The organism is Kitasatospora sp. NPDC093806, from assembly GCF_040683335.1.
Classification (GTDB): Bacteria; Actinomycetota; Actinomycetes; order Streptomycetales; family Streptomycetaceae; genus Kitasatospora.
This window is the reverse complement of the sequence record NZ_JBFBDO010000016.1, coordinates 51,805-64,791: the sequence shown is the minus strand read 5'-3', so window position 1 is coordinate 64,791 and position 12,987 is coordinate 51,805. Positions and strand designations below refer to the sequence as shown.

Below are 12,987 nucleotides of genomic sequence, written 5' to 3'. Positions count from 1 at the left end.
TCGGCGGGTCCTGCTTTCCATCCTCGCGGGCCCTGGGTGGGTCCGGTTCGCCCGTTTTGCTTCGCCGTACAGCCTAGGCGGGCCTTACCTGGGCGCTCGCCCCGGGGGCGGCTTGGGGCGGGGTCGCGGGCACGCCCTACCGGGGGACGAGGGTGTTCTCGCCGCGCCGGCCGGCCGCGAAGTCGTCCACGTTGCGGACGGTGGCCTCGATGATCTGGCCGACCGCGGTGCGGGTGAAGTACGCCTGGTGCGAGGTGACCACCACCTGGGGGAAGGTGACCAGCCGGGCGAGCACGTCGTCGCTGATGCCCTGGATCGAGCGGTCGGTGAAGAAGACGCCGGTCTCCTCCTCGTAGACGTCCAGGCCGACGCCGGAGAGCCGGCCCGCCCGCAGGGTCTCGACCAGGGCGGCGCTGTCCACCAGGCCGCCGCGGCTGGAGTTGACCAGGATGGCGTCGTCCTTCATCCGGTCCAGCGCGCGGGCGTCGATCAGGTGGTGGGTGGCGGGGAGCAGCGGGACGTGCAGGCTGATCAGGTCCGCCCGGGCGAGCAGCTCGTCCAGCTCGGTGTAGGCCATGCCGAGTTCCTCGCAGGCCGGGTTCCGCTCGATGTCCCAGCCGAGCAGCTCGGTGCCGAAGCCGTGGGCGATCCGGGCGAAGCACTCGCCGATCTTGCCGGTGCCGATCACGCCGACGGTCATGCCGTGGATGTCGCGGCCGAGCAGGCCGTCGAGGCGGAAGTCGAACTCGCGGCTGCGGTAGGCGGCCCGGGTGAGCCGCCGGTTGACGGCGAGGGCGAGCGCCCAGGCGTGCTCGGCGACCGCGTACGGGCTGTAGTGGGAGACCCGGGCGACGGTGAGGCCGAGCTTCTCGGCGGCGTCGAGGTCGATGTTGTTGAAGCCGGTGGAGCGCTGGGCGATCAGCTTCGTCCCGCCGGCGGCGAGCCGGGCGAGCGTCTCGGCGTCCAGCTCGGCGTTGACGCTGCTGCTGACCACCGGGTGGCCGGCGGCCAGCGGGGCGGTGTCGCGGTTGAGGAAGACGGACAGGCAGCGCAGCTCGTGCCGGCCCGTGAACGCCTCCTCCAGCAGCGGCCGCTCGTCGGCCTGTACGCCGTACGCGAGGATCTCCATCGCCCGGGCTCCTTCCGGTTCGGTGGGTGGTCTGGTCCACCGGTCACGCTAGCCAGATGTGACGGGCGTCGCAGCGGACACGCCGCGTTGCGTGTTCGAAAGATGACCGAAATAGTACGCAACCCTTCGCACCCCCGCCGATCGGCTGTTCCCTAGGTCAAAAAGGCTTGCGAGCATCGAAAGAGCGACTCCGATCAAGGAATCGCCTTTGATTGACGATTCACCAATCGTTTGTGAACAGTGCCTTAACAAAAGTGCGAGGCACCTGAGGGGGTATCACCATGTCCGAGGACACCCACGGCACGGACCTGACCCGTCGCCGGATGCTGCAGGGAGCGGCCGCCGCACTGACGGTCGCCGCCGGCACCGTCGTGATCGGCGTCGCGGGCCCCGGGGGCGGAGCGGCCACCGCCGCCGACCCCGGCGCGTCCGAAGGGTTCGACGAGGTCTTCCAGGGCCGCCGGATCCAGGGCCGTCCGACCAGCGGTGGAGGCCAGCACGGCAGCCACGGCAGCACCGGCGCCGGGACCGGCACCGGCTTCGAGGTGACCATCGACGGCGACGAGCTGCACATGATGCGCAACGCCGACGGCACCTGGATCAGCGTCGTCAACCACTACCAGACCTTCGCGACGCCGCGCGCGCTCGCCCGGGCCGCGGTCAACGACCTGCAGGGCGCCACGCTGGTGCCCGTCGTCACCGCCTGATTTCCGGCCACCAGCCGATACCGACACCACTTATCGAGGGGGGACTCATGGGAGTCCGGAAGAACCAGGCGACCCTGACGGCCGCCGAGAAGCGGGCCTTCGTCAACGCCGTACTGGCGCTCAAGGCGAACGGCGGCTACGACCCGTTCGTCACCACGCACAACCAGTTCATCCTGAGCGACGTCGACAACGGCGAGCGGACCGGGCACCGCTCGCCGTCCTTCCTGCCCTGGCACCGCCAGTACCTGCTCCAGTTCGAGCAGGCGCTGCAGGCCATCGACCCGAGCGTGAACCTCCCGTACTGGGACTGGACCGCCGACCGCAGCACCACCTCCAGCATCTGGGGCGCGGACTTCATGGGCGGCAACGGCCGCAGCAGCGACGGCCAGGTCACCACCGGCCCGTTCGCCTTCTCCACCGGCAACTGGCGGCTGAACGTCAACACCGACAGCCGCACCTACCTGCGCCGCCAGCTCGCCGTCGGCGTCGCCCAGCTGCCGACCCGGGCCGACACCGAGTCGGTGCTGGCCATCACCACCTACGACGCCGCGCCGTGGAACAGCTCCTCGTCCGGCTTCCGCAACAACCTGGAGGGCTGGCGCGGGGTCAACCTGCACAACCGGGTGCACGTCTGGATCGGCGGCCAGATGGCCACCGGCATGTCGCCCAACGACCCGGCGTTCTGGCTGCACCACTGCTTCGTCGACAAGCTCTGGTCGGAGTGGCAGAAGCGCAACCCCTCCAAGACCTACCTGCCGACGGCCGGCACCCCGGACGTGGTCGACCTCAACGAGGCCATGAAGCCGTGGAACACGGTGACCCCGGCCGACATGCTCGACCACAGCTCCCGGTACACCTACGACACCGGTTTCTAGGCCGGTCCCGGCGGGGCAGCTGCCGGGAACGGAACGGCCCCGGCCTCCGAGGCGCACGCGCTCGGGGGCCGGGGCTCCGGACCTTCGTCCGGACCTTCGTCCGGACCTTCATCCGGGCCTTCGGGGGCGGACGGTCAGAGGACCGTCTCGGCCTCCAGGTAGCGGTCGGCCGGCACGGTCTTCAGCTCGGCCACCGCCTCGCCCAGCGGCACCAGGTTGATGTTGGTGCCCTGCAGCGCGGTGATGTGCCCGAACGCGCCCTTGTGCACGGCCTCCACCGCGTGCCAGCCGAACCGGGTGGCGAGCACCCGGTCGTACGCGGTCGGGGTGCCGCCGCGCTGGGTGTGGCCGAGGATCACCGGACGGGCCTCCTTGCCGAGCCGGTGCTCCAGCTCGCCGGAGAGCTGGGTGGCGATGCCGGTGAACCGCTCGTGGCCGTAGATGTCCTTGCTGCCCTCTTCCCAGTGCATGGTGCCGGGCTCGGGCTTGGCGCCCTCGGCGCAGACCACGATGGCGAACTTCTTCTGCCGGTCGAAGCGCTCCCGGACGACGGCGGTCAGCTTCTCGATGTGGAACGGGCGCTCCGGGACGACGATCGCGTGCGCGCCGGCCGCCATGCCCGCGTTCAGCGCGATCCAGCCGGTGTGCCGGCCCATCACCTCGACCACCATGACGCGCTGGTGCGACTCGGCGGTGGTCTTCAGCCGGTCCAGCGCCTCGGTGGCGACCGAGACGGCGGTGTCGAAGCCGAAGGTCACGTCGGTGCAGGCGATGTCGTTGTCGATGGTCTTCGGCACGCCGACGATCGGCAGGCCCGCGTCGCTCATCAGCTTGGCGGCCTTCAGGGTGCCCTCGCCGCCGATCGGGATCACCGCGTCCAGGCCGAGGTCCGCGCAGTACTGCTTGGCGCGCTCGACGCCGTCGCGCAGGTGGCTGGGCTGCACCCGGGAGGAACCGAGGATGGTGCCGCCCTGGGCGAGGATGCCGCTCACCGAGTCGAGGGTCAGGGGCCGGTGGTGTCCTTCCAGGAAACCGCGCCAGCCGTCCTCGAACCCGATGATCTCGTCGCCGTGGTCGACCACCCCCCGGTGGACCACGGACCGGATCACCGCGTTCAGGCCGGGGCAGTCACCGCCGCTGGTCAGCACTCCAATACGCATTGCTTTGCAACTCCCGAGCAGAACCGAGGAACGGCCGGACTACAGGCTGGAACGACGAACCGCCACCGTAGCGAGCGGATCCCACCCCGGATTGGCGGGGAGGTGACCGTCGGGTGAAGGACCGGCCGATTCGGACAGAACATCCGGAACCGGCCGTGGAGTCGAGCATACGGCCCCTGCGTCCGGCCGGGCAGGAGCCGACGCGGGAGCGGCGCCGTCGGCGCCCCCGCGCGGAATTGCAGCCTGCTGCCGAGGAGGGTGTGCAGTAGGCAGCCCCATTGTCGTACGTCCCGGCCCGCCCGCGGAACGGATGCCCGCATCGCGGGCACCCCTATTCCGGGCGGACGGGCCCGGGGACCGTACTACGCGGGGCGCGAAGTGGCCGCGATGCGCTCGGCGCGCAACGCGTCGTACCAGGTGGTGTCGGCCGGCGGGAGCGCGTTCACGTCCAGCGCCAGCTTGATCAGCAGGTCGGCGACGGCGGGGTTGCGCGCCAGCACCGGACCGTGCAGGTAGGTGCCGAAGACGGTGTCCCGCCAGGCGCCCTCGGTGCCGTCCCCGGTGCCGTTGCCCCGGCCGGCGGTGACGGTGGCCAGCGGCTTGACGCCCTGGCCGAGGTGGGTGATGCCCTGGTGGTTCTCGAATCCGGTCAGCTGCGGCAGGCCGAGCGCCGGGTCCACGTCGGCGAGCACGTCGCCGACGCAGCGGGCGCCCTCGCCGCGGGTGGTCCACACGTCGAGCAGGCCGAGGCCCGGCTCGCGCTGCCCGAGGTCGTTGATGAACTCGTGGCCGAGGATCTGGAAGCCGGCGCAGACCCCGAGGATGATCGCGCCGTTCTCGGCCGCCCGGACCAGCCCGCTGTCGTTGCGCAGCCGCTCGGCGGCCAGCCGCTGCGGGCGGTCCTCGCCGCCGCCGATCAGGTAGATGTCCCCGCTGGTGGGCACCGCCTGGTCGGAGCGGACGTCGATCCGGGTCACGTTGAGATGGCGCTGGCGGGCCCGGCGCTCCACGACCAGGGCGTTGCCCCGGTCGCCGTAGGTGCTGAGCAGGTCGGGGTAGACCCAGACCACGCGCAGGCTGCTCTCACTCATCCTCGAAGGCCTTCCATGACGTACGTGCGGTGGGCTGCTGGGGGCTGCGGGGACCGGTCCGGCATCAGCCGGCCACGACCTTGCGCAGCTGCTGGAAGGCGGTGTAGTTGGCGATCGCCTCGATCCGGCCGGGCGGGGCCATCCGGACGGCCTGCTCCAGCGAGTCCACCACGTGGAACTGCAGCCCGGCGACCTCCAGGCGCACCGCCAGGTCCAGCTTGCGCTGCCCCAGCACGAACACCGGGTGCCCGGCCAGTCGCTCGTAGTCGACGTCCCACAGCCAGGAGGTGTCGGTGCCGTCCGCGTCGAGCGCGTTGACCGAGAGCACCACCGGCGCCGGCGGGCCGTCGATCAGCGAGAAGGTCTCCAGCCAGCCGGCCGGGTTCTTGGCCAGCAGCAGCCTTATGTCGCGGCCCTGGTACTGGACCACGTCGTAGCGGCCGGCCACCGCGGTGACCGAGCGCATCCGCTCCAGCGCGACCTGCGGGGAGACCCCGAACACCGCGGCGACCGCGGCCGAGCTGGTGGCGTTGGCCAGGTTGGCCCGGCCGGGCAGCTGGAGCTGGATCGGCCAGGCGCCGCGCTGCGGGTCGATCACGTGGGTGCCCTGGAGCGCCCAGTGCGGGTTGGGACGGCGGAAGCCGCACTCCTGGCAGAACCAGTCGTCGCCGGGCCGCTGCATCACACCGCCGCAGGCGGGGCAGGACCAGGCGTCCTCCTTCCACGCCTGCCCGGCGGCCACCCAGACCACCTTCTTGCAGGACGAGGCGGCCCAGGTCACCAGCGGGTCGTCCGCGTTGGCGATCACCACGGCCTCGGTGTTCTGCAGGCCCTCGCGCCACTTCTCGGCCATCATCCGGGTCTCGGCGGCGCGGTCGAGCTGGTCGCGGGAGAGGTTGAGCAGGGCGATCGCCTTGGGACGGGTGTCCCGGGCGACGCCGGCCAGGTACTTCTCGTCGACCTCGATGACGCCGAAGCGGGCCTCCGAGCCGCCCGCGAGGGCGGAGGTGATGCCGGCCGGCATGTTGGCGCCCAGCGCGTTGGAGACCACCGGGCCGGCGGCGCGCAGCGCCTCGGCGATCAGCCGGGTGGTCGTCGTCTTCCCGTTGGTCGCGCTGACCAGCACCACGTCGAGGTGGTCGGCGAGGGTGGCGAGCAGATCGGGGTCGAGCTTGAGGGCGACCTTGCCGCCGATCACCGAGCCGCTTCCGCGCCCGGCCTTGCGGGACACGGCGGCGGCCACCCGGCCGGCCGTGACCGCGATCTTGGCGCGGGCCGGCAGCGAGGCGTCGCGTGCGCCTGTGGGCTCCGATTCGGTGCCTGCCATGCTCAGTGGTTCCTCCTTGCTGCGGCACCGCCCGGGGGCCGGACTACGGGCCGTCGGGCGGCGGGGACGGGATCAGCCTACCGACTCCGCCACCGGGCTCGACCCTCCGGACCCCACGCCGCCTGCTGCGACGTCCCCGGAGACCCCGCCCGGGCGGACCTGACGCGGGGTCAGGGTCGGCGGTGTACGGAGGGGCCGTTCGCCGTCGGGGACGCCGAACCGGGCCCCGCCGGTTCCCCGGGGGCGGGTCGCCGGACCGCACGCGCCCCGGGCCGGGCGGCGCGCGGGCCGCCCGGCCCGGGGCCGGTGGGGTGCTTGGTGAGGATGTGGTGAAGAAATGACCTTGGGATTACCCGATGTGCCCGGTTCGTTCACCAGCCCGGTTCGTTCACCGGCCCGGGCGGGTCTGCCAGGGCACCGGGAGCTCCTCGGCGGCCTCCGCCAGGTGCGCGGTGATCACCAGGGTGCCCTCCTCGACCTGGTAGTCCAGCGGCGCCGCCAGCCGGCGCATGGTCGCGATCAGTCCGCTGTTGGACGACTGGGTGACGGCGTACACCGTCTCCACCCCGGCCTCCAGCGCCAGCGCCGACATCCGCCGCATCAGGTCCAGGCCCAGCCCGCGCCGCTGCCAGGCGTCCTCGACCAGCACCGCGACCTCGGCGCTGTCGTCGTCCCACATCAGGTGCCCGAGGGCGACCAGCCGCCCGTCCGCCGCCTCCACCGCCAGGGTCTGCCCGTGCCGGGCGTCCAGCAGGTGGTCCAGGTAGCGGTCGGCGTCCCGGACCGGCCCGTGGTAGCGCTTGCGCAGGGTGTCGGGGGAGCAGCGGTGGTGCATCGCCAGCGCGGCCGCCTTGTCGTCCGGGTCCGCCCGCCGCACGGTCAGCGCCGCCCCGGCGGGCAGCGTCAGCCGGGCCCGGACGTCCGGCACCCGGGGGCCGAGCAGGGTGTCCAGCTCGACCAGGGCCTGCGCCCGGGCGAACTCGGTCGGGGTGAACGGCAGGTGCGGGCGGGTGAGCTCGATCAGCTCCCCGGACGGCACCGGCAGCCGCATCACGTGCCCGTCCACCCCGGCGCCGCCGCGCGCGGCCGCGCCCGGGAACTGCCGGATGCTGCACTGCCCGAACAGCTGCCGCAGCGCGATCGGCAGCTCGGCGGCGTCCAGCGCGGTCCGGGTGGCCAGCGCCAGGACGTGGGTCGGCACGTCCACCAGGTCGTGCGCGTCCGCCGGGTCGGTCCAGATGTCGTGCCCGCCGGCCGCCGCCACCAGCCCGGCCAGGTCGGCCCGGGTGAGCGAGTGCGGCGCGCGGACGAAGAACTCGTCCACGGCCCCGGCCGGCAGCGGGTGCGACTGCATCGAGACGATGTTCACCTGCCGCTCGGCGAAGGCCGTGCACACCCGGGCCAGACTGCCGGGGGAGTCCTGCACGGTGGTGCGGACCCGCCACAGCGCGGTCTCCTCGAAGTCGTGCAGTGGGCCCCGCAGCGCTCCCGCCTCCGCCTCGGCGGCGTCCGGCGGCGCGGGCGCGTCCGGGGCCGGCGGGCCGTGCAGGTGGTGGCGGTGCGACCACCAGGTGTGGAACAGCGCCGTGGCGAGCAGCGTGACCGCGGAGACGGCGAGCACCACCGGCCCGTCCGGCCCGTGCACGACGAGCTTGGCCACCAGGTCGGCGGCGGTCACCGAGAGGAACACGGCGGCGAGCTCCACCGTGTCGCGTCGCCAGCGATGCCCGCGGGCGCCGCGCCGCTGGGCACGGGAGGGGTTCGGGGCGGTCTGCGTGGATCCGGTCGTCGGCTTCTCCGTGTGCTCCATGCCATCAATCTGCCGCGCCGGTGTTTCACGATCACGAATCCCCCGTGACCTGTCGGTTAATGGTGCCGACCGGCCGTGGTGGAGCGGCGGAGTTCGTGGGCGGCGGACTTGATCTCGGTGAGGAGGAGGTGGAGGTCGGGGTCGGTGGTGCGGGGGTTGAGCAGGCAGGCGCGGAGGATCTCGCGGTCGGCGAGGCGGGCGCCGGTGAGGAAGGCGCGGCCGCGGCGCTGGACGGCGAGCGGCAGTTCGCGGTTGACCGCCTCCAGGTCGGGGCCGGACAGTTCGGGGGCGCGGTAGCGGAACGCCACGATGGACGTCTGCACCTCGGCGAGCAGCTCCAACTCCGGGTCGGCGTCGATCAGTTCGCCGAGCCGGCGGGCCAGCGCGGTGCACCGGGCGAGGTCCTCGGTGAGACCGGTGCGGCCCCGGTGGGCGATGGTGGCCCACACCTTGAGCGCGCGGAACGGGCGGGTCTGCTCGGTGCCGTACTCGGAGAACCAGCCGAGCTCGCCGGCCGCCTCGTCGCGCAGGTAGGACGGGACGAGGCTGAACGCGGCGCGCAGCTCGGCGGGGTCGCGGACCAGCGCGCAGCCGCAGTCGACCGGGACGCCGAGCCACTTGTGCGGGTCCAGGGCCAGCGAGTCGGCCCGCTCCATCCCGGCGTAGCGGTGCGCGATCACCGGGTCGAGCACGCCGAACGCCCCGTACGCGCCGTCCACGTGCAGCCACAGCCGCTCCTCGGCGCACAGGTCGGCGATCGGCTCGAAGGCGTCCACGGCGCCGGTGCCGACCGTGCCGGCCGAGGCCACCACCAGGAACGGCAGCAGCCCGGCCGCCCGGTCGCGGGCGATCGCGGCGCGCAGGTCGGCGACGTCGAGCCGCCCGTCCGGGCCGGTGGCGACGGTGCGCAGGTAGCGGCTGCCCAGGCCCAGCAGCTCGGCGGCCTTGCGGACGCAGGAGTGGGTCTCGCCGGTGACGTAGCCGACCAGCGGCGGCATCCCGGCCAGGCCGTCGGCGCGGACGTCCCACCCGGCGGCGCGGGCGGCCCGGTTGCGGGCGGCGGCCAGGCAGACGATCGTCGCCATCGAGGTGCCGGAGGTGAGCAGCCCGCCGCCGGCCGGGTGCGGGAAGCCGACCAGTTCGGCGATCCAGCGGACCACGGCCCGCTCCAGGTGGACGTCGGCGTGGTCGCCGCCGGCCGAGCTGGGGTTCATCGCGGCCGCCGCCAGGGTGGCGAGCACGCCGGCCGGGGCGGGCGCGGAGTTGACCCAGCCGAAGAACCGCGGGTGGCCGTTGCCCATCGGATACGGCAGGACGTCCCGGCCGACGGCGGCCAGCAGCTCGGTCAGCGGGCGGCCGTCGGCGGGCAGCGGGGCGTCGAGCAGGGCCTGCCGGGCGGCCTCCGGCATGGGCTGCCAGACCGGGCGGGCGGGCAGCTCGGCGAGGTGGTCGGCGACCAGGTCGGCGGCGGTGTGCGCGGCGTGGCGGAAGTCGTCGGAGGTCATGCGGCGGCTCCAAGTGGTGCGGGGCCCGGTGGCGCGGCGTCCTCGGCGCACCCGAACGCGGCGATCCTACGAAAACGGGCCCGCGCCGTGCGGCGCGGGCCCGACAGGTGGGACGGTCCTCAGTCGAGCGAGGCGGACAGCCCGCTCGCCGAGCGGCAGTAGCCCTGCATCTCCTTGTCGGAGATCTTGGCGCAGAGCCGCCCGGCCGCCCCGCCGTCCGTGTAGTTGACGGTGTAGTAGCTGACCAGGCCCTCCGCGCAGGCCTTGCGCTGCCAGCCGTCGGCGGCGGTGGCGCACTGCTGGGCGGCCCAGTCCTCGCGGTCGAGGTTGTACTTCATGGTGCGCGAGCCGACGCCCCGGCTGCAGTCCGTCGCCCCGCCGGAGGCCTTGCCGCCCAGGCACCACTTCAGTGCCTCGGCGTACACCTCGGGGTGGTTCGGGTAGTCGTGCGAGGAGAGGTAGAAGGTCGGCGCGTAGAAGAAGCAGGCGGACTGGAACAGCGAGGGCTGGTCCTTGCACGGGTAGAGCGGGTCCTGGGCGAGCTTGTCGGCGGGCAGGTTGGCCTTCGCCTTCTCGTCCTCCTCGTCCGGGCCGAAGAGCTGCATGAACAGGCCCTCCGAGCAGCGGATCCGGTTCTGGTCGGTGGTGAACTTGTTGCACAGCTCGCGGGCCCGGGGGACGTCCTGCTTGGCGACGAACATCGTGCCGTGGCCGACGCCGTGGATGCACGGGCCGCTGTTCTTGGGCGCGCACAGCTTGACCAGGTCGGTCTCGGGCTGGGTGGAGGCGTTCAGCATCTCCTCGACCGCGCCGTGCAGGTAGCCGGCCGCGCAGGTCTCGTGCGGGAAGGAGATGACCTTCTGGAAGTCGGCGTTGAAGCGCTTGACCGCCGCGTGCCCGAGCTCGTGCGCGATCGGGTGGCAGAACCGGACGGTGTACGGCAGCTGCTTGGTGATCCGGTCGAGGTCGGCCAGCGCGACGCCCGGGTCGGTGGCGTCCATCTCGGTCATCAGCTTGTTGCGCAGCGTCGAGCGGGTCCACACCGCCGGGTCGCCGGTCGGGGTGGCCGACGCGACCGCGGCGGGCTGCGCCGCGGCGGCCGTCCCGGCGGCCCCCGGGACGGCCGGTCCGGTCTCCGCCGCGACGGCCTGGTCGGGCGTCCAGTCGGTGACGGCCACCGACCCCAGGCCCAGGACACCCAGCAGCAGTGCGGTGAGGATCGCGAAGGCTCGCGGTTGCATGACGGAGATCCCCCGGCGGATCGAGACGGACGGGACGCTCCCCATCCTGACGGCACGGGCCGCGGAATCCGTGTTTTCGGCCGCCATTCGGGAGGTGTCGGCGACGCTACCGCACGTCACGGCAGGTCAACGAGGCGGGTGGCCGGGCTGTTACGCGACCCGGACGGCGCAGCGCGCTCCGCTGCGCCGTCCGGGGTCCGGGCGGACCGTTCAGAGCTCCAGCGCGACCTGGTACTCCGTCAGCCAGGCGTTCAGGTCGAGCGCGAGGTCGGCGGACAGCCGGAACGCCTGCGGGTCGCCGGCCGGTGCCAGCGCCTCGGCCAGCGTCCGCCGGTCCAGCAGGGCGTGGACGGGGGAGGAGGGGTCGGCGGCGACCGCGGCGAGTTCGCGGCGGAGCAGCTCCGGGTAGCGCGGGTCCTGCACGGTCGGGTAGGGGCTCTTCACCCGGTCGGCGATCTCGGGCGGCAGCAGGTCCCGGACGGCGGCCCGCAGCAGGCTCTTCTCCCGGCCGTCGAAGTGCTTCATCGACCACGGCGTGTTGAAGACGTACTGGACCAGCCGGTGGTCGCAGAACGGCACCCGCACCTCCAGCCCGTTGGCCATGCTCATCCGGTCCTTGCGGTCCAGCAGCACGCAGACGAAGCGGGTCAGGTGGAGGTAGCCGACCTCGCGCATCCGCCGCTCGAACGGGTCGGCGTCCGGCAGGTGCGGGACCTCGGCGAGCGCCTCCCGGTACCGGGCGTGCCGGTAGCCGGCCAGGTCGAGCTTGCCGAGCAGCCCCTGGTCCAGCAGATGCTCGCGGGGGGCGGCGCCCGGCCCGCCGAGGCCCGGTATGGCGGACGCCCACGGGAAGTCGTCGGCGTTCACCGCCGCCGGGTCGTGGAACCAGCGGTAGCCGCCGAACAGCTCGTCCGCCGACTCCCCGGACAGCGCGACGGTCGAGCGCTCGCGCACCCCCTGGAAGAGCAGCAGCAGCGAGGTGTCCAGGTCGCCGACGCCGGCCGGCAGGTCCCGGGCGCGCAGCGTGGTGAGCCGGCGGGCCGGGTCGGTGAGGGTGGCGCTGTCCAGTTCGATCACCCGGTGGTCGGCGCCCACGTGCCGGGCGAGCAGCTCGGCGTAGGGGCCGTCCGGGGTGGAGCGCAGGGCGTCGGGGTGGAAGTGCTCGGTCTGCCCGGTGAAGTCGACGGCGAACGAGCGGACCGGACCGGCGCCGGCCGCGGCCAGCGCCCGGGCGGCCAGCGCGGTGACCGCGCTGGAGTCGAGGCCGCCGGAGAGCAGCGAGCAGAGCGGCACGTCGGCCTCCAGCTGGCGGTGGACGATGTCCTCCAGCAGCGCGCGGACGGTGCCGATCGTGGTGTCGAGGTCCTGGGTGTGCTCGCGGGCCTCCAGCGCCCAGTAGCGGCGGACGCTGATGCCGTCGCGGCGCACCCGCACCACGTGGCCGGGTCGGACCTCGACGATGCCCCGGTAGGGGGTGAGGCCCGGGGTGCGGGTGAGCGCGAGCAGCTCGCGCAGCCCGTCCAGGTCCACCACCGGGCGCACCGACGGGTGGGCGAGCAGCGCCTTCGGCTCGGAGCCGAACACCACGCCGTCCGGGGTCGGGTGGTAGTGCAGCGGTTTGACGCCCATCCGGTCGCGGACCAGCAGCAGCTCCTCGCTGCGGGCGTCCCAGATCGCGAAGGCGAACATGCCGTTGAGCCGCTCGGCCAACTGCTCGCCCCACTCCAGGTAGGCGTGCAGCACCACCTCGGTGTCGCTGCGGGTGCGGAAGCGGTGGCCGGCCGCCTCCAGTTCGGCGCGCAGCTCGCGGTGGTTGTACACCTCCCCGCTGTAGGTGAGGGCGGCCAGCAGCCGGCCGTCGTACTCGACCGCCATCGGCTGGACGCCGCCTTCGATGTCGATCACGGCGAGGCGGCGGTGGCCGAGGGCGGCGTGCCGCTCCAGGTGGACGCCGCCGGCGTCCGGACCGCGGCAGAGCTGGGTGGCCGTCATGGCGTCGAGCACGGCACGTTCGAGGGTGAGGTCACGCTCGTAGGCGACCCATCCGGTGATCCCGCACATCGGCAAGCCTCCGGTTCTTCTCTTCCGATCTTCTCTTCCGACCCGATCCGTACTGCGTAGTGCGAATTGCGTATTGCGTAT

10 protein-coding genes are annotated in these 12,987 nt (G+C 73.1%); 2 read left to right on the top strand and 8 right to left on the bottom strand.

Annotated features, from left to right (window positions below; all coding sequences use genetic code 11):
* Positions 1 to 136: 136 nt before the first annotated feature.
* The gene (locus AB0N76_RS11665; protein WP_363555772.1) at positions 137 to 1,129 is read right to left on the bottom strand and encodes a 2-hydroxyacid dehydrogenase; all 993 of its coding nucleotides are present in this window, start codon (positions 1,127 to 1,129) and stop codon (positions 137 to 139) included.
* A 281-nt stretch (positions 1,130 to 1,410) separates the two neighbouring features.
* On the opposite strand from AB0N76_RS11665, the gene AB0N76_RS11660 reads away from it, so the two are divergent.
* Entirely contained in the window at positions 1,411 to 1,836 is a 426-nt protein-coding gene (locus AB0N76_RS11660) for a tyrosinase cofactor (protein WP_363555770.1), read from the top strand.
* A gap of 47 nt (positions 1,837 to 1,883) precedes the next feature.
* A complete protein-coding gene (locus AB0N76_RS11655) occupies positions 1,884 to 2,711 on the top strand; it encodes a tyrosinase family protein (RefSeq protein WP_363555768.1) in 828 nt (275 codons plus the stop codon).
* Positions 2,712 to 2,845: 134 nt separating this feature from the next.
* On the opposite strand, the gene AB0N76_RS11650 is transcribed toward AB0N76_RS11655, so the two are convergent.
* The 7 genes from AB0N76_RS11650 to asnB all read right to left on the bottom strand — a co-directional run bounded on the left by AB0N76_RS11650 (position 2,846) and on the right by asnB (position 12,906).
* Complete coding sequence (locus tag AB0N76_RS11650) at positions 2,846 to 3,871, bottom strand: 6-phosphofructokinase (protein ID WP_363555766.1); 1,026 nt, start codon at positions 3,869 to 3,871, stop codon at positions 2,846 to 2,848.
* A gap of 362 nt (positions 3,872 to 4,233) precedes the next feature.
* Positions 4,234 to 4,962, bottom strand: coding sequence for a glutamine amidotransferase (locus tag AB0N76_RS11645; protein WP_363555764.1), 729 nt, complete (start codon positions 4,960 to 4,962; stop codon positions 4,234 to 4,236).
* A 64-nt stretch (positions 4,963 to 5,026) separates the two neighbouring features.
* Positions 5,027 to 6,289 (bottom strand): MurT ligase domain-containing protein, encoded by a 1,263-nt coding sequence (locus tag AB0N76_RS11640; protein ID WP_363555762.1) that lies wholly within the window; start codon positions 6,287 to 6,289, stop codon positions 5,027 to 5,029.
* A gap of 388 nt (positions 6,290 to 6,677) precedes the next feature.
* A complete protein-coding gene (locus tag AB0N76_RS11635) occupies positions 6,678 to 8,099 on the bottom strand; it encodes a GNAT family N-acetyltransferase (RefSeq protein WP_363555760.1) in 1,422 nt (473 codons plus the stop codon).
* Positions 8,100 to 8,155: 56 nt separating this feature from the next.
* On the bottom strand, positions 8,156 to 9,604 hold the full coding sequence (locus AB0N76_RS11630; RefSeq protein WP_363555758.1) for a pyridoxal-dependent decarboxylase: 1,449 nt from the start codon (positions 9,602 to 9,604) through the stop codon (positions 8,156 to 8,158).
* A 119-nt stretch (positions 9,605 to 9,723) separates the two neighbouring features.
* Positions 9,724 to 10,845, bottom strand: coding sequence for a hypothetical protein (locus AB0N76_RS11625; RefSeq protein ID WP_363555756.1), 1,122 nt, complete (start codon positions 10,843 to 10,845; stop codon positions 9,724 to 9,726).
* 210 nt (positions 10,846 to 11,055) lie between these two features.
* Complete coding sequence (gene asnB, locus AB0N76_RS11620; RefSeq protein WP_363555753.1) at positions 11,056 to 12,906, bottom strand: asparagine synthase (glutamine-hydrolyzing); 1,851 nt, start codon at positions 12,904 to 12,906, stop codon at positions 11,056 to 11,058.
* Positions 12,907 to 12,987 lie beyond the last annotated feature (81 nt).

Coding starts and splice junctions, on each gene's coding strand:
- AB0N76_RS11665 (WP_363555772.1), bottom strand. CDS start 1,129: ATGGAGATCCTCGCGTACGGCGTACAGGCCGACGAGCGGCCGCTGCTG.
- AB0N76_RS11660 (WP_363555770.1), top strand. CDS start 1,411: ATGTCCGAGGACACCCACGGCACGGACCTGACCCGTCGCCGGATGCTG.
- AB0N76_RS11655 (WP_363555768.1), top strand. CDS start 1,884: ATGGGAGTCCGGAAGAACCAGGCGACCCTGACGGCCGCCGAGAAGCGG.
- AB0N76_RS11650 (WP_363555766.1), bottom strand. CDS start 3,871: ATGCGTATTGGAGTGCTGACCAGCGGCGGTGACTGCCCCGGCCTGAAC.
- AB0N76_RS11645 (WP_363555764.1), bottom strand. CDS start 4,962: ATGAGTGAGAGCAGCCTGCGCGTGGTCTGGGTCTACCCCGACCTGCTC.
- AB0N76_RS11640 (WP_363555762.1), bottom strand. CDS start 6,289: ATGGCAGGCACCGAATCGGAGCCCACAGGCGCACGCGACGCCTCGCTG.
- AB0N76_RS11635 (WP_363555760.1), bottom strand. CDS start 8,099: ATGGAGCACACGGAGAAGCCGACGACCGGATCCACGCAGACCGCCCCG.
- AB0N76_RS11630 (WP_363555758.1), bottom strand. CDS start 9,604: ATGACCTCCGACGACTTCCGCCACGCCGCGCACACCGCCGCCGACCTG.
- AB0N76_RS11625 (WP_363555756.1), bottom strand. CDS start 10,845: ATGCAACCGCGAGCCTTCGCGATCCTCACCGCACTGCTGCTGGGTGTC.
- asnB (WP_363555753.1), bottom strand. CDS start 12,906: ATGTGCGGGATCACCGGATGGGTCGCCTACGAGCGTGACCTCACCCTC.